Source organism: Streptomyces sp. Qhu_M48, from assembly GCF_051305195.1.
In the GTDB taxonomy this organism is placed as follows: domain Bacteria; phylum Actinomycetota; class Actinomycetes; order Streptomycetales; family Streptomycetaceae; genus Streptomyces.
Genome location: NZ_CP195432.1, coordinates 6,746,855 through 6,765,599 on the forward strand (window position 1 = coordinate 6,746,855; position 18,745 = coordinate 6,765,599).

The window sequence follows — 18,745 nt, forward strand, 5'->3', positions numbered from 1 at the left end:
GAAATTCGCGACCCTTCCGCGCCGCTTTTCGCACCCTGCGCCCCACCCGCCCAATCCCCTTGCCGGGCAAGGGAAGTGACGGTTCGCCAGGGGCCGGGACAATGACGCGTTCGTCCGTTTTCCTCCCCACCCGACAATACGACGCATTGCCAATTCTTTACCTTCGACCTCCGCAACCTCACCCGCCCCAGGGCCGGTTGTCACTGCGTCCGAACCACACCTCGCACCTCGTCGAAGGAGCACCATGACCCTCCCCCTGACCCGTCGGATCGCCCGCGCCGCCCTCATCCTCGCGGCCGGAGCAGCCCCCGTGGTCGGTGCGGCCGGCTCCGCGAGCGCCCTGGACCACAACCTCGCGCCGACCGGCGCCCTCGGCGGCGTCTCCGCCCTGGACGCCGCCGGTGCGGGCACCGCCGTCGACAGCGCCTCGCAGACCGCCACCGGCGTCGTCGGCGCCACCGGCAGCAAGGCCGTCGGCACGGCCGTCCCCGCCACGGGCAAGACCGTCGGCGCGGCGGGCAAGACCGCCACCCCGGCCGCCCAGAAGGTCGCCGGTGACACCGCCGGCAGCGCGGGCGAGGTCGTCGGCAAGACCGCCGGCGCCGCCGCCGAGAGCGCGGAGGGCCCGACCGGCGGCGCCCTGGGCGGCGGCCTCGGCGGCCTGCCGACCGGGCAGACGCTCGGCGGCCTGCCGATCGGCTGACCGCACGCACCACAGCGGGCGAGGGCCCGGGGAGCATCCGCTCCCCGGGCCCTCGCCCGCTGTGCTGCCCGTCTCGTCCGGCGGTCAGCCCAGGCGCTTGACCGCCGCCTCGACACGCTCGTCCGTCGCCGTGAACGCGACCCGCACGAACCGCTCGCCCGCCTCGCCGTAGAAGTCGCCCGGCGCCACCAGGACGCCCTTCTCCGCCAGGTACGCCACGGTCTCCCAGCACGGCTCGTCCCGGGTCGCCCACAGGTACAGGCTCGCCTCGCTGTGCTCGATCCGGAAGCCGTGGGCCTCCAGCGCCGCCCGCAGCGCCGCCCGGCGGGCCGCGTACCGCTCCCGCTGTCCGGCCACGTGCGCGTCGTCGCCGAGCGCCGCCACCGTCGCCGCCTGGACCGGCGCCGCGGTCATCATGCCGCCGTGCTTGCGGATCTGGAGCAGCTCACCGAGCACGGCCGCGTCGCCCGCGATGAACGCGGCCCGGTAGCCGGCCAGGTTGGAGCGCTTGGAGAGCGAGTGGACGGCGACGATCCCCTCGTACGAACCGCCGCAGACGTCCGGGTGCAGGACGGAGACCGGATCGGCCTCCCAGCCCAGCTCCAGGTAGCACTCGTCGGAGAAGACGAGGACACCGTGTTCCCGCGCCCAGGCCACGATCCGGGTCAGCTCCTCCGGGGAGAGGACCCTGCCGGTCGGATTGGACGGGGAGTTGAGCCAGAGCAGCTTCAGACCGGCCGGGTCGAGTTCGGTCGGGTCGTCGTAGACGACCGCCTCCGCGCCGCAGAGCCGCGCGCCGACCTCGTACGTCGGGTAGGCGAGCCGCGGGTACGCGACCCTGTCGCCCGCGCCGAGACCCAGCTGCGTCGGCAGCCACGCCACCAGCTCCTTGGAGCCCACCACCGGCAGCACGTTCTCGTGGGCGAGGCCCACCGCGCCCAGCCGCCGCCCGCACCAGCCGGTGAGCGCGTCCCGCAGCTCCTTCGTCCCCCACACCGTGGGATAGCCCGGCGAGTCCGCCGCCGCGACCAGGGCCTCCTGGATCAGCGCGGGGACCGGGTCGACGGGCGTGCCGACCGAGAGGTCCACGATCCCGTCGGGGTGGGCCAGGGCCGTCTTCTTGTACGGCTCCAGCTTGTCCCACGGGAAGACGGGCAGGCGCGAAGAGACTGCGCTCACGGGTTGGCTCTCACTTCCTGTACGTACGGGGAAACGCCTCGGCCCCGCACGGCGGCCGACGCCGTACGGGACCGGATGCGGTCGATCAGCCGTTCTGCGGCGGCAGGGCGGCGATGAAGGGGTGGTCACGCTCGATCTCGCCGAGCTTGGAGGCACCACCGGGCGAACCGAGCTCGTCGAAGAACTCGACGTTCGCCTTGTAGTAGTCCTTCCACTCCTCCGGGGTGTCGTCCTCGTAGAAGATCGCCTCGACCGGGCAGACCGGCTCACAGGCCCCGCAGTCGACGCATTCGTCCGGGTGGATGTACAAGGACCGCTTGCCCTCGTAGATGCAGTCGACGGGGCACTCCTCGATGCACGCCTTGTCCTTCACGTCGACACAAGGCTGCGCGATGACGTAGGTCACGCTGTCGTTCCTCCTCGATAGGGCTGGTCTGCGCGGGAGCGCGGCGTCGTCGATGCCCGCACCTAGTATCTCCGTTCTTGAGGGCGATCCGAACAGGAGGGGCGGAGAAGCTGTGGAATTCACCGGCGGAGGGCGCCTTGAGGTCCGAATTACCAGCGCTGACGTGGGAAAACGTGTCTCCGTTCGGTACGTGACGGAGGCGCCGGCGGCGAGTGGGAGATTCACCGACGCGGTCGGAGTTCTCACATCATGGGACGACTCTGTGCTGCTGATCACACGAAAGAGCGGCGAGAGCGTCCGCATCGCGGAATCCGCGCTGGTCGCGGGGAAGACCGTGCCCGCCGCCCCGGCCCGCCGTCGCGGCCCCTCGGCCACCTTCCCCGAGCTGGCGCGGGCCACCGCGCGCGCGTGGCAGCCCGTCGAGAGCGAGCAGCTCGGCGAGTGGACCCTGCGGGCCGCCGACGGCTTCACGCGGCGCGCCAACTCCGCGCTCCCGCTCGGTGATCCCGGCATGCCGGTCGGCGAGGCCCTGACACACGTGCGCGCGTGGTACGCGGCCCGGGGGCTCCCCGCGTACGTGCAGACCGCCACCGGCGCCGAGGGCACCCAGGAGCTGCTCTGTGCCGCGCTCGACCGGCACGGCTGGCGGCGCGAGGTCTCCGCCGAGGTACGCGTCGGAGCGCTCGCCCCGATCGGCGACCTGGACGCCGACATCTCCGCCGTACGCCTCTCCCCGACGGTCGACGAGGCCTGGCTGCGCCGCTACCAGCGCTTCGGCGAGCCGAACCCGGCGGTGGTGCCGGTGCTCACCTCCGGCCCCCGGGTGTGGTTCGCGTCCGTGGCGGGCACGGGAGAGGTACCCGCGGCGATCGGGCGGTGCGTCGTCGACGGACGCTGGGCCGGCTTCATGGCCGTCGAGGTCGCCCCCGACCGGCGACGCCGCGGTCTGGCGACGTCCGTCATGACGGCGCTCGCCCGACAGGCGCTGGACGAGGGCGCGTCGGCGGCCTGGCTGCAGGTGGAGGCGGACAACGACGGCGCGCGGGCCCTGTACGACGGGATGGGCTTCGCGCCCCACCACCACTACCACCACTACCGATGGGCGGAGGCGTGACGGAGGACGTACCACCACCGGACGGAGCCGGGGACGCGTGCGAGGGGGCGGACCCGGCCGACTGGCGGCGGGAGTTCGCGGAGGAGGCACGGTCCGAGCGGCCCGACCTGGCCAGGCTCTGCCTGCTGATCGGCGCGGTGGCCGACCCCACCGTGACCCGGCACGCCCTGGACGAGGCCGAGATCGAACTCGACCGCCTCGCCGGGCTCGTCCCGTACGCCACCCGGGTCACCGGCGACTGGACCGGCGCGCTCGCCGAGCTCCTGGGCCGGCACGAGGGCTTCGAGGGCGTGCCCGCCGACTACCAGCGTCTGGAGTCCTCGCTCCTGCACGAGGTGCTCCGCCGTCGCCGGGGCCTGCCCATCCTGCTCTCCGTCGTCTGGATGGAGGTCGCGCGCAGGGCCGGCGCCCCCGTGTACGGACTCGGGCTGCCCGGCCACTTCGTCGTCGGCTTCGGCGACCCCGCCGACCTGAACCTCGCCGACCCCTTCGCGGGCGGCCGCGCCATGACCGGCGCGGACGCCGAACTCCTGGTGACGAGCGCGACGGGCGAGGCCCTCGACCGCTCGATGCTGCGGCCCGCCGAGCCCGGCGCGATCGTGCTGCGCGTCCTCAACAACATCCGCGCCTGGGCGGCCCCCCGCCCGGAGCGCTCCGACGTGGCCCTGTGGGCGGTGGAACTCTCGCTCCTCCTCCCGTCCCATCCGGCCCGGCTCCGTTACGAACGCGCCGAGCTGCTCGTCCAGCGCGGCGACTTCCTCACGGGTGCGGCCGAGATGGAGGCGTACGCGCAGGTGATGGACGCGGTGGACCCGGACTCGGCGACGACGATCCGGCGACGGGCGCGGGCGGCACGGGCGCGGCTGAACTAGCGACGCCCGGGGGAACGGAGAGGGGGCGGGGCGGCCGGATTCGAACCGGCGTCCTCCGAGATGCTGTCGCGGCGCACTACCTCTGTGCTACGACCCCGCCCTTGCCCCGGATGCTAGGCGTTCGGGCGGCGGGCGCGCGAGCGGATTTCGCGCGGGGGCCGCGGGCCGACCGGCCGGAGGACGGAGTTGCCGGCGGCACGGTCGCGTCGCGGCCGGACCCCGTGCGCGCGGCGGCAGAATGCGGGCCATGCCGCTGACCGCTGACATCCTCGTCGCCCTCGTCGCCCTGCTGCACGCCTACATCCTGGTGATGGAGATGTTCCTGTGGGAGAAGGAGACCGGTCGTCGCTTCTCCGGCTTCGACGCCAGGACGGCGCGTGACACCGCCGCGATGGCCGCCAACCAGGGGCTCTACAACGGCTTCCTCGCCGCCGGGCTCGTCTGGGGGCTGATCGCCGACGACCCGACCGGGTTCCGGGCGCAGGTGTTCTTCCTGTCGTGCGTCGTGATCGCCGGCCTCTACGGCGCCGCCACCGCCAACCGCCGCATCCTCTTCGCCCAGGCCCTGCCCGGCGCGCTCGCCCTCTCGGCCGTCCTCGTCGCCCACTACTGAGCAGCACACCGAGCGAAAGGCCTTCGATGCGGACCCCTCACGGCCCCGGCGCGTTCGTCGCGCACACGGGTACCGACGTCTACGGACCCGGCAAGGTCATCGGCGTGGACGGCGTCCATCGGCGGGTGCGGTTCACGCGCTTCGTGGCGACGATCCGCGCGGACGACCTCCGGGCCGCCTCGCCCGCCGAGGCCCGGGAGGTCCGGGCCTGGCTGCGGGACCGGCGGGAGCGGTACGGGGGCTCGTGGTGAGCGCCACGCGCCGAGCCCCCGGCCGACGTGGGTCGGGCGGGGGCTCGGGGCGTGGTGGACGGGACGGTCAGCCCTCGCCCGACAGGTCGATCGTCTTGGTGCGTTCGGCCAGGTTCTTGCCCATCAGCGCGTCGCGCATCACGAAGGCCACGTCGTCGGCGGAGACCTCGTGCTTGGTGCCGTCACCCTTGGTGATCATGATGCCGTCGAAGGCGCCGTCGAGGAGCCGCTCGATCGCCTTCTTGTCGTAGACCTCGACCAGCCGGCCGTCGACGGCCTTCATGGAGAGGATCTGCGGCAGCGACCGCGCCGGGCCGAAGTCGATGTGCCTGCCGCCCGCGTAGATCCTGATCAGGCCGGACATGGCGGGGGTGGCGAACTCCTTCATCGCCCGGTCCAGCTCGGCCTTGGTGACGGTCGGCTGGCGGGTGGCGACCGGCAGGTCGACCAGCCTGCTCTGGCCCGTCTCGACCTGGGCACGGAAGGCGTCCCGGACGGAGATCATCGAACGCTGGATGTCGATGGCCTTGCCGGGCTTGCCCTCGACGGGCGTCACCTTGTTCGGGGTGAACAGGATGGTGCCCTCGGTCGCCGACGCGGAGGCGCCCGCGATGTCGGTCAGGGCGACGGCGAGCTTCTCCTCGTCGACCGGGAAGAGCGGCTTGGCGACCCGCTCGCCGCCGAAGAGGGAGCCGATCACCGAGACCGGGTTGTAGTCGCTGCCCGCGGCGGCGCGGACGGTCTCCTGGCTGTCGAGCGCGAGGCCCGCCTTCTCGGGCGCCAGCTCGACCTTCTTGCCGCCGATGCCGAGCTGGATCGGGGCGGCGGCGCGCTTGCCGAGGGCCGCGTCCAGCTTGTTGACGGCCTCCTCCTTCGTACCGCCGCCGATGTCCACGCCGAGCACCGTGGTGCCCTTGGGGACGTCGGAGTGGTTGAGGAGCAGTCCGGCGCCGTAGGCGATGCCGGCGGCGCCGATGACTCCGACGGCGAGGAGGACCAGCTTGGAGCGGCCCTTCTTCGCCGGGGCGCGACCGGGGGCCGCGGCCTGGCGCGGGGCGGGCGCGGGGGCCGGGCTCGCCTGCTCCTCGATGCGCGGGGTGAGGTTCGGGCGGGCCGCCTTCGGCGGGACGACCGGGATGCCGCTGGTGAGCGTGTCCCCGGAGATGTGGCCGTCGGCCTGCTGTCCGTGACCGGCCGGGCCGCCGCCGGGGCCGGAAGTCGGCGCGGGCGCCTGCGGGGTCAGCACGGCGGTGTCGTCGGACAGGCGGGGAGCGCCGCCGGGGAACGGGGAGCCCGCGCCCTGGCCGCCCGGCCCCTGGCCCTGGCCCGGCCCCTGGCCCTGGAAGGGGTTTCCCGCGGCCGGGCCGCCCAGTGAGGCGGTGCCGGTGACCGGGCCCGTCGTGGGGCCGGCCGGTGCGGCCGGGCCACGGTACGCGGGCGTACCGCCGTCCGGCGTCCCGGTGTACATCGGGGTTCCGCCGGCGGGGGTGCCGTCGTACGTCGGGGTCCCGGCGCCCGGCGTGCCGTCGTATTCCGGGGTCCCGGCGCCGGGAGCGCCGTCGAACATCGGGGTTCCGCCCGCCGGCGTGCCCGGGTACATCGGCGTACCCCCCGCCGGGGTCCCGTCGTAGCGGGGCGTGCCGCCCGCCGGGATGCCGCTCTCGTACAGCGGGTTGCCGGGGGCGGGCCGGCCGGCGCTCACCGGGCGGCTCGACGGGCTGTTGCCGACCGTCGGCACACCGGACGTCGCGGAGCCCGCGAAGCCCGTGCCCTGGGCGTCCGGTCCGGCGAGGCCCTGGGCGGGCTTCGGCGCCGGAGCGGGCGCCGGGGGCAGCGCGGGTGTGGGAGCCGGGCCCTGGGGCGCCGCCTTGCGGGGCGCGAACCAGTCGCTCGTCTCCTTCGCCCTCGGCTCCTCCTCCGCCCGCGGCGGCTCGGGGGCCGGCACCGGCTGGGGCGCGGGCTCGGGCTCCACGACGGGGGCGGGCTCCGGCGCGGGCGTCTCGTTGACCGTCTGGCGGACCACGACCGGCGGGATCGGACGCGAACCCGGGATGTTGATCCGGATCCGGGTCGTCAGCGTCGTCTCGGTCTTGGGCTCCTCCGGCGGTGCGGACGCGGCGGCGGTCTCCTCCGGCGCGTCCTGCGAGGGGTGGAGCGACGGATACTGGCGGGATCCGTACGGCGGTGTACCCGAGGGGTACGCGGCTCCACCGCGCCTCTGGGCGCCGGAGGACGAACTGTCAGTCTCTCGACCAGTTTCACGACTCAAAGCAGGATCTCCCGGTTGGCTCCACCGCCCGCTCTTGCTGAGCCTCGTGTAACCCGGGCGGTTCGGCGGCGCGCACCACCATACTGGCCGCCGCCGTCTCATACCTGACCCTCGGGTGACGGACGACGGGCAATCCGGCCGAAGTCAGGGCGTCCCCGGACTCAAGTCGTCCTGTTCACGGGGTCGGTCGCGGCAGCCGGGCCAGCGTGGTGCACATCACAGCGATGCCCATGCCCCCGAAGAGGAAGAGCAGCTCACCGACGCCTCCGCCGAACACCCCGTCCCCCTCGGGACGTCCGAAGCTGAGCAGGATGACGGCGACGAGCCAGCCGCCTCCGCCCGCGGCGACGCCGATCTGGGTGCCGGTCGCGCGCAGCCCTCCGTAGAAGAGGGCGGCGGTGGCGAGGAGGGCGAGGACCAAGCCGCCGGGGAGCCAGGCGGCTTGGACGAGGGCGCCCGCGGTGCCGACGAGGACGCCGAGGACGGCCAGGCCCGCGTACCAGGCGATACGGACGTTGCGGGAGGCGGGGAAGGGGCCCGACGAGGAGGGGCTCACAGGGTTCATGCCTTCACTCCCGCGAAGAGGTCCGTCTCGCGGACGCCGGCGGGAGCGCCGTGGACGCCCCGCACCAACTCGTAGTACTCGGTGGTCAGGATCGGCTGGCCCAGGTCGTTGGAGAGGGCGAAGAACGGACCGTCGACCGCGACTTGGGTGGCGTGCGCGGCCATCGCCGCGCTCTTGCGGGCCGCCTGTTCCGGGCCCGCCTCGATCTCCGCGGTGATCCGGTCCTCGTCCACGACGCCGGGGACGTCGTCGACGGCCGCGACGGCCGGGAAGACGGAGCCCTCGGCGCGGAGCCGGGCGAAACCGGCCTCGACGACCGGGCGCGGGACCCGGTTCCAGTAGATCTTCGCGATCGCGTGGGCCGGCCCCAGGTCGGGGCGGTGGGCCGGGTCGGCGGCGAGTTCGGCGGCGCGCATGGCGACCCGGTGGGCCTGGATGTGGTCCGGGTGTCCGTAGCCGCCGTCGGGGTCGTAGGTGACCAGGACCTGCGGGCGGGTCTCCCTGATCACCTCGACGAGGTACGGGGCGGCGGTGTCGACGTCCGTGTTCCAGAAGGCGTTCTCACGCTTGTTCTGTTCGACGCCCATCATCCCGGAGTCGCGGAAGCGCCCGGGGCCGCCGAGGAAACGGTGGTCGGTGACGCCCAGCTCGGTCATCGCGGCGGCGAGTTCGCCGACGCGATGGGGGCCGAGCCGGTCCTCCCGGTCGGGGGCCAGGTGGGCGAGGCCGGGCGGGATGACCTCGCCCTCCTCGCCGAGCGTGCAGGTGACCAGGGTGACGAGGGCGCCCTCGGCCGCGTACCTGGCCATGGTGACGCCGTTGTTGATCGACTCGTCGTCCGGGTGCGCGTGCACGAGCAGCAGACGGCGGGCGGGGAGATCGGACATGTCCCCACCCTACGAGGTCCGGCCGACGGCGAGCCCGGCACATGGGCTCAGGACAGCGGGCTCAGAACTTGAGGCCGCCGACCATGTTCGCCACGTTCGTGGTGAGGGTGCTGATGGACGGGGCGATGGACGAACTCGCCAGGTAGAAGCCCAGGAGCGCGCAGACCGCCGCATGTCCAGCCTTCAACCCGGATTTCCGGATCAGAAGGAAGACGACGATCGCCAGCAGCACCACCACGGAGATCGAGAGTGCCACGGCGGTTCACCTCCACACTTCTTCGGTCGGATATTCGAGTGGTTCGGTCGATCAGCATGTGCCAGAGGGCAGGCCCGTCGGATGCATACCCACCTAGCGCTACGGATCATAACTATCCGTGCGGCCGCATCGATCGGCGGACGGAGGCACGAGGGGGGCGCACGGCGCTAGTTTCAGCCGCATGACCTTGTCTCGACAGCAGCCGGCCACACCCTCGGCCGGGCTCTCCTTCCCTCGCCAGCACGCCCGGACCCAGCGGTTCACCCTGGGGGTTCCGCGTGGCTTCTCGGTCTCCCCGGACGGGGAACGCGTGGTGTTCGTCAGATCCGCCTCGGGCACGGACCGTTCGCACCGGCTCTGGGTCCTCGACCTGCCCCGCGACGGCGGCCCGCCGGTGGAGCGGGTGGCGGCCGACCCGGAGGTCCTGCTCGCGGGGGCGGACGAGGAGCTCTCGCCGCAGGAGCGGGCGCGCCGGGAGCGGAGCCGGGAGGGCTCGGCCGGTGTGGTGGCGTACGCGGTGGACGGGGCCGTGGAGTTGGCCGCCTTCGCCCTGTCGGGGCGGCTGTTCACGGCGGAGCTGCGGGCGGGGACGGCGCGTGAGCTGCCGGTGCCCGGCCCGGTGATCGACCCCCGGCCGTCGCCGGACGGACGCTTCGTGGCGTACGTGACGGGGGGCGCGCTGCGGGTGGTCGGCGCGGACGGTTCGGGCGACCGGGAGCTGGCCGCTCCGGAGGACGGACACGTCTCCTACGGATTGGCCGAATTCATCGCCTCCGAGGAGATGGCCCGGGACCGGGGGTTCTGGTGGTCCCCCGCCTCGGACCGGCTGCTCGTCGCGCGCGCGGACGACCGTGCGGTGCGGCGCTGGTGGATCGCCGACCCGGCGCACCCGGACCGGGAGCCGCAGCGGGTGGCGTACCCGGCGGCGGGTACGGCCAACGCGGAGGTCCGGCTCTTCGTCCTGGGCCTCGACGGGGCGCGTACGGAGGTCGGGTGGGACCGGGAGCGGTACCCGTACCTGGCGCGGGTCCACTGGTCGGCGGCCGGGGCGCCGCTGCTCCTCGTGCAGGCACGGGACCAGCGCGAGCAGCTGTTCCTGACGGTGGACCCGGAGTCCGGGGAGACCACGACCGTGCGGGCGGAGCGGGACCCGGTGTGGCTGGACCTGCTGCCGGGGGTGCCGGCGTGGGCGCCGGACGGGCGGCTCGTGCGGCTCACCGACGAGAGCGGGGCCCGCGCCCTGGCCGTCGGGGACGAGGTGCTCACCGACGACGCGCTGCACGTCCGCGCCGTCCTCTCCGTCGGGGACGAGGACGTCCTGGTGTCGGCGTCGGCGGGCGCGGGCGCCGCCCGGCCGGAGACCGGTGAGGTCCATGTGTACCGGGTGACCGGTCAGGGCGCCGAGCGGCTCTCCGAGGGCGTCGGGACGCACGGCGCGGTGCGCTCCGGGGAGGTGACCGTCCTCGTGTCGGCGCGGCCGGAGGAGCCGGGGAGCGTGGCGCGGGTGCTGCGGGACGGCGAGCAGGTCGCGGTGGTGGCCTCGTACGCCCAGCGGCCGGTGATCGGCGCCCGGGTGCGGTTCACGGAGGCGGGGGTCCGGCGCATCCCCTGCGCGGTGCTGCTGCCCTCGGGGTACGAGGAGGGGGACGGGCCGCTGCCGGTCCTGATGGACCCGTACGGCGGGCCGCACGGGCCGCGGGTGGTCGCCGCCCACAATCCGCATCTGACGTCCCAGTGGTTCGCCGACCAGGGCTTCGCGGTGGTCGTGGCGGACGGGCGGGGCACGCCGGGCCGCTCCCCGGCCTGGGAGAAGGCGATCGCGCGGGACCTGTCGCCGACCCTCGACGACCAGGTGGACGCGCTCCAGGGCCTCGCCGACCGCTTCCCGCTGGATCTGGAGCGGGTGGCGATCCGGGGCTGGTCGTACGGCGGGTACCTGGCGGCGCGGGCGGTGCTGCGGCGGCCCGACGTCTTCCACGCGGCCGTCGTGGGGGCGCCGGTGACGGACTGGCGGCTGTACGACACCCACTACACGGAGCGCTACCTCGGCACCCCGCAGGACCACCCCGAGGTGTACGCGGCGCAGTCGCTGCTCACCGACGACGGGCTGTCCGCGCCGGAGGTGCCCGTGCGGCCGATGATGATCGTCCACGGTCTCGCGGACGACAACGTGGTGGTCGCGCACGCCCTTCGGCTCTCCTCCGCGCTGCTCGCGGCGGGCCGGCCGCACGAGGTGCTGCCGCTGTCCGGGGTCACGCACATGACGCCGCAGGAGCAGGTCGCGGAGAACCTGCTCCTGCTCCAGGTGGACTTCCTCAGGCGCTCCCTGGGCCTGGACCGGGGCTGAGTCACCAGCCGGGCGGCGGCGGGTACGGCGGGGCCGGGGGCGGCGTCCCGGCCGCCGGGTGGGGGCTGGGCGCGGCGGCGGGGGCGCCGCGCCCGGCGAGGAGGACGAGGACGGCGGCGCCGGAGAGCAGTCCGAGGAAGGCGGTGAGGACGCCCAGCCGGTCGGGGGTCGGGATGTCGCCGAAGTGGCCGACGAGTTCGTACCGGATGGTCCGCGCGACCTCGGCGAGGCCGCCGAGCGCCAGGAAGGTCCCGGCGAGCAGCCCGAAGGCCCGGCTGTGGCGGGCCCGTACGAAGGCGGAGACGGCGGCCGTGCCGTACAGGGAGAGGAGGACCAGCGACAGCCAGCCGGGCGGGGGCGCGAGGGCCGCCTTGATGACGGACCGGCCGCCGGTGAACCGGTCGACGGTGATCTCCAGGGGCAGTTCGGTGGCCCAGTACAGCTCCCACAGGGCGAGGACGAGAGCGCCGACCGCGAGGAGGACTCCGGCGGCGACGGCGGGGCCGGTACGGGGCCGGGTGGGCGTCGGCCCGTACGCGGCGGCGGGGCGGCGGCCGACGGCGACGGTGACGATCAGAGCGGCGGCGAGGCCCAGTTCGAGGAGCGCGGTGACGAGGGGCCCGCTGTCGGAGGCCCAGAGGCCGGGCAGGCGCACGGCGAGGGTGACGGTGCCGGTGGCGGCGAGCGCGGAGGCGGCGTGCCGGGAGCGGAGCGCGGCGACGGCGGTGACCACGGAGACGGCGAGGAGCACCGGGTCGGTCAGCGAGGTGGTGGACCGGCCCCGGATGAGGAAGTGGTGGTCCCCGGCCCAGTACCAGGCGAGGTCGGAGGGCGAGCCGAGCGCGGCGAGATCCTTGAGGATCCACACGGCGGCGATGAGGGCGAGCGCGGCGCAGAGCGCGGCGCCCGTGAGTCGTGCCGGTCGTGTCACAGTCACGGTCCCGATACTCACGGTCGCCACCGACCGAAACAAGCGATTCCGCGGATCCTCCGGCCACCGCTTCCGGGCCCCTCCTCGGCAGGGCCGGCGAGTGAGCCGAAGGGGCGCGTCGGGGGAACGGGCCGCCCGGGCGCGCGGAGGCCCGTGAGGAACGAGCGGGTCGAGCACGACCGGGACCGTGAGCCCGACTCCAGCGCCCCGGAGGCGAACCGAGCCCAAAAAGAGGGGTGCGTGAGCCGAAGGGGCGCGTCGGGGGAACGGGCCCGGGCGCGCGGAGGCCCGTGAGGAACGAGCGGGTCGAGCACGACCGGGACCGTGAGCCCGACTCCAGCGCCCCGGAGGCGAACCGAGCCCTAAAAAAAGGGGGGCGGGTGCGACCGGGCCGGGGCGCCATGACGCGCCCGGCCCGGTCCACGGCACCCGCACGGCCGTACGTGGTGCAGCCTGTCGTGTTCGTATATCGGAACCGATTCCGTGAAGTTGCCCGCGCGTTAAGGCGTATCGGGCTTGCGGAGGCGGTCGTCCGGAGGCGGGCCGGGTTCGTCGGTCCCGGTCTCCGGGGGGACGACCTGCTTCTCCTCCGCGAAGTGGCAGGCCGAGTCGTGTCCGGCGGGGCTGTCCGTGAGGCGGAAGACCGCCGGGACGGCCAGTTCGGGGATCTCCAGGGCGCAGCGTTCCTGGGCCTTCCAGCAGCGGGTGCGGAAGCGGCAGCCGGAGGGGATGTTGGCCGGGGAGGGGACGTCGCCGGTGAGGATGATGCGTTCGCGGTGGGCGCGGGCGTCCGGGTCGGGGACGGGGACGGCGGAGAGCAGCGCCTGGGTGTAGGGGTGGGTGGGGTGGTCGTAGATCTGGGTGTCGGTGCCGATCTCGACGATCCGGCCGAGGTACATGACGCCGACCCGGTCGGAGATGTGCCGCACGATCGAGAGGTCGTGGGCGATGAAGACGTACGACAGGGAGAACTCGGACTGGAGCTTGTCCAGGAGGTTGACGACCTGGGCCTGGACGGAGACGTCGAGGGCCGAGACCGGTTCGTCGGCGACGATGATCTCGGGCTGGAGGGCGAGGCCGCGGGCGATGCCGATGCGCTGGCGCTGGCCGCCGGAGAACTGGTGCGGGTAGCGGTTGATGTACTCGGGGTTGAGGCCGACGACGTCGAGGAGGTCCTGGACCTTCTGCCGACGCGAGCCCTTGGGGGCGACCTCGGGGTGGATCTCGTACGGCTCGCCGATGATGTCGCCGACGGTCATGCGCGGGTTGAGCGAGGTGTACGGGTCCTGGAACACCATCTGGATGTTGCGGCGTACGGCCTTCAGGGCGCGTGGCGAGAGCTTGGTGATGTCCTCGCCCTTGTAGCGGATGGTCCCCGAGGTGGGGCGCTCCAGGTTGACCAGCATCTTCGCGACGGTCGACTTGCCGCAGCCCGATTCGCCGACGATGCCGAGGGTCTCGCCGGCGGCGAGGTCGAAGTCGACGCCGTCGACGGCCTTGACGGCGCCCACGTGCTTCTTGAAGACGATGCCCCGGGTGAGCGGGTAGTGCTTGTGCAGGTCCCGTACTTCGAGAATCGCCTCAGCCATGGAGGCACTCCTTCCAGAAGTGGCAGGCGCTGGAGCGCGGCACCGGGGACTCGGTCACGTCGTACAGCGGGGGCACGTCGGTCCGGCAGACGTCCTGGGCCATGGGGCAGCGCGGGTTGAACGCGCAGCCGGGCGGGATGTGCAGGAGGTTGGGCGGCAGGCCCTTGATCGCGTAGAGCTCCTGGCCCTTCTGGTCCAGGCGCGGGATCGATTCGAGGAGGCCCTTGGTGTACGGGTGGGCGGGGGCCTTGTAGATCTCGTGGACGGGGGCGCGTTCGACGATCCGGCCCGCGTACATGACGGCGATCTTGTCCGCGACGTCGGCGACGACGCCGAGGTCGTGGGTGATGAGGATGAGGCCCATGTGGAGTTCGCGCTGGAGCTCGGCGAGCAGGTCCATGACCTGGGCCTGGACGGTGACGTCGAGGGCGGTGGTGGGCTCGTCCGCGATGATCAGGTCCGGCTCCAGGGCGAGCGCCATCGCGATCATGATGCGCTGGCGCATGCCGCCGGAGAACTGGTGGGGGTACTGGCCGACGCGTTCCTTGGCGGCGGGGATGCGGACCCGGTCCATCAGCTCGACGGCCTTGGCCCGGGAGTCCTTCCGCGACATGCCCCGGTGGACCTGGAACATCTCGCCGAGCTGGTCGCCGACGCTGACGACGGGGTTGAGGGAGGACAGCGCGTCCTGGAAGATCATCGCCATCTTGGCGCCGCGGATCTTGCGCCGCTCGTCCTCCTTGAGCTTCAGGAGGTCCTGGCCCTGGAAGAGGATCTCGCCCTGGGTGATCTTCCCCGGGGGGATGTCGAGGATGCCCATGACGGCCTGGGCGGTGACGGACTTGCCGGAACCCGACTCGCCGAGCACGGCGAGGGTCTCCCCCGCGTCGACGGAGTAGTCGACGCCGTTGACCGCCTTGGCGACCCCGTCCCGGGTGTGGAACTCCACGTGCAGGTCGCGCACTTCGAGCAGCATGGGTCCCTACCTCAGCTTGGGGTCGAGGGCGTCGCGGACGGCGTCGCCGAGCATGATGAAGGCGAGCACCGTGACGGCGAGCGCGCCCGCCGGCCAGAGCAGCATGTGGGGGGCGTTGCGGATGTTCTGCGAGGCCGCCGAGATGTCGATGCCCCAGCTGACGGTCGGGGGTTTGAGCCCGACACCGAGGTACGAGAGCGTCGCCTCCAGGGAGATGTAGGTGCCGAGGGCGATCGTGGCCACGACGATGACGGGCGCGACGGCGTTGGGGGTGACGTGCCGCAGCATCATCCGGGTGTTGGAGGCGCCGAGGGCGCGGGCCGCCTGGACGTAGTCGTGCTGTTTGGCCGTGATGACGGAGCCGCGCGCGATGCGGGAGATCTGTGGCCAGCCGAGCAGGACCATGAAGCCGATGACGGGCCAGACGGTGTTGCTGGTGATGACGGACAGCAGCACCAGGCCGCCGAGGATGACGGGGATGGCGAAGAAGATGTCGGTGAGGCGGGACAGGGTCGCGTCCCAGGCGCCACCGAAGAAGCCGGCGAGGCCGCCGAGGAGGCCGCCGAGGAGGGCCACGCCGAGGGTGGAGAGGACGCCGACGGTGATGGAGGTCCGCGCGCCGTAGACGGTACGGGTGTAGACGTCGCAGCCCTGTGAGTCGTAGCCGAACGGGTGGCCCGGCTGGGATCCCTCCTGGGCCTTGGAGAGGTCGCAGTCGAGCGGGTCCCCCGAGGCGATCAGGGAGGGCCAGAGGGAGATGACCACGAGGAAGGCGATGATCAGTGCGGAGATGATGAAGATCGGATTGCGCCGGAGGTCCCGCCAGGCGTCCGACCAGAGGCTGCGGGGCTTCTCCCCGGGGCCCTGGCCGCCGCGGCCCTCGTCGTCGGGTTCGTGGCCGACCTCGATCGCCTCGTCCGTGGCGAGGTCCATCGTGCCGCCGGCGCCGGTCGACGCGATGGCGCCCTCGTTCTCATAGGGGTCGCGGTCAGGCATAGCGGATCCTGGGGTCGAGGACGGAGTAGAGAAGGTCGACGATCAGGTTCGCCAGCAGGAAGACCAGCACGAGGACGGTGGCGAAGCCGACCACCGTCTGGGTGTTCTGCCGGAGGATGCCCTGGTAGAGCTGGTATCCCACGCCGTGGATGTTGAAGATCCGCTCGGTGACGATGGCGCCGCCCATGAGCGCGCCGATGTCGGTGCCGATGAAGGTGACGACGGGGATCAGCGAGTTGCGCAGCAGGTGCCGGGAGATGACGCGGTGGCGCGGGAGTCCCTTGGCGACGGCCGTGCGCACGTAGTCGGCGCGGGCGTTCTCGCCGACCGAGGTGCGGGTCAGCCGGGTGACGTAGGCCAGTGAGACGGACGCGAGCACGATGCCGGGCAGGATCAGTTCGTTGAACGGGGCGTCGGAGGAGACGGTCGGGGAGACCCAGCCCCATTTGACGCCGAACAGGTACTGGAGCACGTATCCCGTGACGAAGGTCGGGATGGAGATCACGACGAGCGTGCCGATGAGCACGCCGGTGTCCACCGAGCGGCCGCGGCGGAGGCCGCTGAGCACGCCGAGGGTGATGCCCACGACGATCTCGAAGAGGATCGCCACGATCGTCAGGCGGAGGGTGACCGGGTAGGCCTCGATGAGGAGTTCGGTGACCGGCTGGCCGTTGAACGCGGTGCCGAAGTCGCCGGTGAACACGTTCCCCATGTAGGTGAGGTACTGCTGCCAGACCGGCTTGTCGAGGCCGTACTCCTGTCGCAGCTGGGCGGCGGTCGCGGGGTCGCACGCCCGGTCGCCGCAGAGGCCGGCGATCGGGTCGCCCATCACGTTGACCATCAGGAACAGCAGCAGCGTCGCCCCGAAGAACACGGGGATCATCTGTAGCAGGCGTCGAATCACATACCGGCCCACATCTCCTCCGTCCTTGGACGTCTGGTGTCTCGTTGGAGCGCGGGATCCGCCTGTCGGCCGGCGGCGTCGCGCCGGCCGACGGGCGGATCCGACGTCAGTTGACCTTGATCTGGTCGTAGACCGGGACGCTGAACGGGTTCAGGGACACGTTGCCGAGGCGCTCCGAGTAGCCGGCGCTGCCGTTCTGGTACCAGAGCGGGATGGCGCCCATGTCGTCGCGGAGGACTTCCTCGGCCTGCTGGAAGAGGCCGACGGCCTTCGCGGTGTCGGCCTCGGCGTTGGCCTCGTTCACGAGCTTGTCGAACTCCGGGCTGGTCCACTTGCCGTCGTTGGACGAGGCGTTGGTGTAGTACAGCGGCTGGAGGAAGTTCTGGATGAGCGGGTAGTCCATCTGCCAGCCGGCCCGGAAGGGTCCGTTGAGCTTCTGCGTGGTGACCTGGTTGCGGTAGTCGGCGAAGGTGCCGACGGGGTTGCCGACGCAGGCGGTGTTGTTGCCGAGGGCGCGGTTGATGGAGTTGCAGACCGCGTCGACCCACTGCTTGTGGGAGCCGGTGTCGGCGTTGTACGAGATCCGCATCGTGCCGCCGGGGATGCCGCCGCCCTCGGCGACGAGCTTCTTCGCCTCGGCCGCGTCGTACGTGCAGAAGTCGCCGCAGATGTCCTTGAAGCCGCCGTCCTCGCCGAGGACCGGGGAGGTCCAGTCGACGGCGGGGGTGCGGGTCTTCTGGAAGATCGTCTCGGTGATCTGGTTGCGGTCGATGGCCCGGGAGATGCCCTGGCGGAGCTTCTCCTGTCCGGGCTTGTTCCAGGCCGGGTCGTAGAACGGGAAGGACAGGGTCTGGATGATGCCGGCGGGGACGTTGATGTACCGGTCGCCGAGGTCGGCCTCGACGTTCTTGAGCTGGGTGGCGGGGATGTCGTCGACGAGGTCGAGGTTGCCGGCCGTCAGGTCGGTGTAGGCGGTGTTGTTGTCGGTGTAGACCTTGAGGGTCACGCCGCCGTTCTGGGCCTTGTCGGTGCCGGGGTAGGCGTCCCAGCGCTTGAGGGCCATCTGGGAGCCCTTGGAGTACGAGTCGACGGTGTACGGGCCGTTGCCGACGGGCTTCGAGAGCCAGGCCGCGTGGTCGTCGTAGAAGGCCTGCGGGAGCGGTGAGAAGGCCGCGTAGCCCAGGGTGATGGGCCAGGTGGAGAACTTCTGGGTGAGCTTGACCGTGAAGGTCTGGGGGCCGGTGACCTTGAGGCCGGACAGGGTCTCGGCCGTCGGCTCGCCCTTCTCGGGGTGGACCTTGTCGTACCCCTCGATCTGGCCGAAGAAGTAGGCGTTCTTCTGGTTGTTCTTCAGGTGGGCGCCGTAGTTCCAGGCGTCGACGAAGGACTTGGCGGTGACCTTCTCGCCGTTGGAGAAGGTCCAGCCGTCCTTGACGGTGATGGTGAAGTTGGTCGAGTCGGTGGTCTCGATCTTCTCGGCGAGCATGTCCTTGGCCTCGCCGGTCTTCGGGTCGTACTGCTTGAGCCCCCGGAAGATCATGGAGAGGACCTTGCCGCCCTGGACCTCGTTGGTGTTGGCGGGCTCCAGCGGGTTCTGCGGGTCGCCCCACGAGGAGGTCACGACTCCGTCGGCCCCTCCGCCACCGCCACTGTCGTCGCCGCCACCGCAGGCGGTCGCCGTGAGGGCGACGGCGGTGGCCAGAGCGGCCCACTTGGCGTGTGTGGCTCCGCGCATGGAGTGCCTCCCATATGTCCCTAAGCATGACTTAGAGCTCAATATCACCCGAAATCGGAAGGCCTGCATGTTGTCGGCACCCATCGGGGCGAGGGCGCCCGACGGGCAGTCAGCACGGGCGGGAGGCGCGGGGTTCCGGACACGGCGAAACG

The 18,745-nt window shown here is 72.3% G+C and carries 18 protein-coding genes and 1 tRNA gene; 6 read left to right on the plus strand and 13 right to left on the minus strand.

Annotated elements, in window-relative coordinates:
* Window positions 1-244 precede the first annotated feature (244 nt).
* Window positions 245-703, plus strand: coding sequence for an ATP-binding protein (locus ACRRSS_RS30145; RefSeq protein ID WP_435974201.1), 459 nt, complete (start codon window positions 245-247; stop codon window positions 701-703).
* Between the two features lie 84 nt (window positions 704-787).
* Here ACRRSS_RS30145 and ACRRSS_RS30150 read toward each other — a convergent pair whose 3' ends face one another.
* Window positions 788-1,882, minus strand: a complete 1,095-nt coding sequence (locus tag ACRRSS_RS30150; RefSeq protein ID WP_435974202.1) for a bifunctional succinyldiaminopimelate transaminase/glutamate-prephenate aminotransferase — start codon at window positions 1,880-1,882, stop codon at window positions 788-790.
* Between the two features lie 85 nt (window positions 1,883-1,967).
* A complete protein-coding gene (gene fdxA / locus ACRRSS_RS30155) occupies window positions 1,968-2,288 on the minus strand; it encodes a ferredoxin (RefSeq protein WP_015035968.1) in 321 nt (106 codons plus the stop codon).
* A 112-nt stretch (window positions 2,289-2,400) separates the two neighbouring features.
* On the opposite strand from fdxA, the gene ACRRSS_RS30160 reads away from it, so the two are divergent.
* Both ACRRSS_RS30160 and ACRRSS_RS30165 read left to right on the plus strand, forming a co-directional pair.
* The gene (locus tag ACRRSS_RS30160; RefSeq protein WP_435974203.1) at window positions 2,401-3,402 is read left to right on the plus strand and encodes a GNAT family N-acetyltransferase; all 1,002 of its coding nucleotides are present in this window, start codon (window positions 2,401-2,403) and stop codon (window positions 3,400-3,402) included.
* Window positions 3,387-4,274, plus strand: coding sequence for a transglutaminase family protein (locus tag ACRRSS_RS30165; protein WP_435974204.1), 888 nt, complete (start codon window positions 3,387-3,389; stop codon window positions 4,272-4,274). The genes ACRRSS_RS30160 and ACRRSS_RS30165 overlap by 16 nt, the downstream gene beginning before the upstream one ends.
* Window positions 4,275-4,298: 24 nt before the next feature.
* Here ACRRSS_RS30165 and ACRRSS_RS30170 read toward each other — a convergent pair.
* Window positions 4,299-4,373: transfer RNA gene (locus tag ACRRSS_RS30170), tRNA-Leu, on the minus strand.
* 148 nt (window positions 4,374-4,521) lie between these two features.
* On the opposite strand from ACRRSS_RS30170, the gene ACRRSS_RS30175 reads away from it, so the two are divergent.
* Window positions 4,522-4,887: a DUF1304 domain-containing protein gene (locus ACRRSS_RS30175; RefSeq protein ID WP_351899379.1), complete on the plus strand. Its 366-nt coding sequence runs from the start codon at window positions 4,522-4,524 to the stop codon at window positions 4,885-4,887.
* A 26-nt stretch (window positions 4,888-4,913) separates the two neighbouring features.
* On the plus strand, window positions 4,914-5,138 hold the full coding sequence (locus tag ACRRSS_RS30180; RefSeq protein ID WP_435974205.1) for a hypothetical protein: 225 nt from the start codon (window positions 4,914-4,916) through the stop codon (window positions 5,136-5,138).
* Between the two features lie 67 nt (window positions 5,139-5,205).
* Here ACRRSS_RS30180 and ACRRSS_RS30185 read toward each other — a convergent pair whose 3' ends face one another.
* The 4 genes from ACRRSS_RS30185 to ACRRSS_RS30200 all read right to left on the minus strand — a co-directional run bounded on the left by ACRRSS_RS30185 (window position 5,206) and on the right by ACRRSS_RS30200 (window position 9,115).
* A complete protein-coding gene (locus ACRRSS_RS30185) occupies window positions 5,206-7,407 on the minus strand; it encodes a hypothetical protein (RefSeq protein ID WP_435974206.1) in 2,202 nt (733 codons plus the stop codon).
* A 175-nt stretch (window positions 7,408-7,582) separates the two neighbouring features.
* A complete protein-coding gene (locus ACRRSS_RS30190; RefSeq protein ID WP_435974207.1) occupies window positions 7,583-7,972 on the minus strand; it encodes a DUF6113 family protein in 390 nt (129 codons plus the stop codon).
* A complete protein-coding gene (gene mshB / locus ACRRSS_RS30195) occupies window positions 7,969-8,859 on the minus strand; it encodes an N-acetyl-1-D-myo-inositol-2-amino-2-deoxy-alpha-D-glucopyranoside deacetylase (RefSeq protein WP_435974208.1) in 891 nt (296 codons plus the stop codon). The genes ACRRSS_RS30190 and mshB overlap by 4 nt, the downstream gene beginning before the upstream one ends.
* A 61-nt stretch (window positions 8,860-8,920) precedes the next feature.
* Entirely contained in the window at window positions 8,921-9,115 is a 195-nt protein-coding gene (locus ACRRSS_RS30200; RefSeq protein WP_030207665.1) for a hypothetical protein, read from the minus strand.
* Between the two features lie 181 nt (window positions 9,116-9,296).
* Between ACRRSS_RS30200 and ACRRSS_RS30205 the strand changes: the two genes are divergently transcribed.
* Window positions 9,297-11,462, plus strand: coding sequence for a prolyl oligopeptidase family serine peptidase (locus ACRRSS_RS30205; RefSeq protein WP_435974209.1), 2,166 nt, complete (start codon window positions 9,297-9,299; stop codon window positions 11,460-11,462).
* A 1-nt stretch (window position 11,463) separates the two neighbouring features.
* Here the strand turns inward: ACRRSS_RS30205 and ACRRSS_RS30210 are convergent, their stop codons facing one another.
* The 6 genes from ACRRSS_RS30210 to ACRRSS_RS30235 all read right to left on the minus strand — a co-directional run bounded on the left by ACRRSS_RS30210 (window position 11,464) and on the right by ACRRSS_RS30235 (window position 18,593).
* Entirely contained in the window at window positions 11,464-12,399 is a 936-nt protein-coding gene (locus tag ACRRSS_RS30210) for a hypothetical protein (protein WP_435974210.1), read from the minus strand.
* 494 nt (window positions 12,400-12,893) lie between these two features.
* Window positions 12,894-13,982 (minus strand): ABC transporter ATP-binding protein, encoded by a 1,089-nt coding sequence (locus ACRRSS_RS30215; protein WP_435974211.1) that lies wholly within the window; start codon window positions 13,980-13,982, stop codon window positions 12,894-12,896.
* Complete coding sequence (locus tag ACRRSS_RS30220; protein ID WP_435974212.1) at window positions 13,975-14,958, minus strand: ABC transporter ATP-binding protein; 984 nt, start codon at window positions 14,956-14,958, stop codon at window positions 13,975-13,977. Before ACRRSS_RS30220 ends, ACRRSS_RS30215 begins: the two co-directional genes overlap by 8 nt.
* Window positions 14,959-14,964: 6 nt before the next feature.
* Window positions 14,965-15,954, minus strand: a complete 990-nt coding sequence (locus ACRRSS_RS30225; RefSeq protein WP_435974213.1) for an ABC transporter permease — start codon at window positions 15,952-15,954, stop codon at window positions 14,965-14,967.
* Entirely contained in the window at window positions 15,947-16,870 is a 924-nt protein-coding gene (locus tag ACRRSS_RS30230; RefSeq protein WP_435974214.1) for an ABC transporter permease, read from the minus strand. The genes ACRRSS_RS30225 and ACRRSS_RS30230 overlap by 8 nt, the downstream gene beginning before the upstream one ends.
* 94 nt (window positions 16,871-16,964) lie before the next feature.
* Window positions 16,965-18,593: a peptide ABC transporter substrate-binding protein gene (locus ACRRSS_RS30235; RefSeq protein WP_435974215.1), complete on the minus strand. Its 1,629-nt coding sequence runs from the start codon at window positions 18,591-18,593 to the stop codon at window positions 16,965-16,967.
* Window positions 18,594-18,745 lie beyond the last annotated feature (152 nt).

Excerpts from the sequence above, each read along its gene's own strand:
- ACRRSS_RS30145 (WP_435974201.1), top strand. The coding sequence starts at position 245 with ATGACCCTCCCCCTGACCCGTCGGATCGCCCGCGCCGCCCTCATCCTC.
- ACRRSS_RS30165 (WP_435974204.1), top strand. The coding sequence starts at position 3,387 with ATGGGCGGAGGCGTGACGGAGGACGTACCACCACCGGACGGAGCCGGG.
- ACRRSS_RS30175 (WP_351899379.1), top strand. The coding sequence starts at position 4,522 with ATGCCGCTGACCGCTGACATCCTCGTCGCCCTCGTCGCCCTGCTGCAC.
- ACRRSS_RS30180 (WP_435974205.1), top strand. The coding sequence starts at position 4,914 with ATGCGGACCCCTCACGGCCCCGGCGCGTTCGTCGCGCACACGGGTACC.
- ACRRSS_RS30190 (WP_435974207.1), bottom strand. The coding sequence starts at position 7,972 with ATGAACCCTGTGAGCCCCTCCTCGTCGGGCCCCTTCCCCGCCTCCCGC.
- mshB (WP_435974208.1), bottom strand. The coding sequence starts at position 8,859 with ATGTCCGATCTCCCCGCCCGCCGTCTGCTGCTCGTGCACGCGCACCCG.
- ACRRSS_RS30205 (WP_435974209.1), top strand. The coding sequence starts at position 9,297 with ATGACCTTGTCTCGACAGCAGCCGGCCACACCCTCGGCCGGGCTCTCC.
- ACRRSS_RS30215 (WP_435974211.1), bottom strand. The coding sequence starts at position 13,982 with ATGGCTGAGGCGATTCTCGAAGTACGGGACCTGCACAAGCACTACCCG.
- ACRRSS_RS30220 (WP_435974212.1), bottom strand. The coding sequence starts at position 14,958 with ATGCTGCTCGAAGTGCGCGACCTGCACGTGGAGTTCCACACCCGGGAC.
- ACRRSS_RS30225 (WP_435974213.1), bottom strand. The coding sequence starts at position 15,954 with ATGCCTGACCGCGACCCCTATGAGAACGAGGGCGCCATCGCGTCGACC.
- ACRRSS_RS30235 (WP_435974215.1), bottom strand. The coding sequence starts at position 18,593 with ATGCGCGGAGCCACACACGCCAAGTGGGCCGCTCTGGCCACCGCCGTC.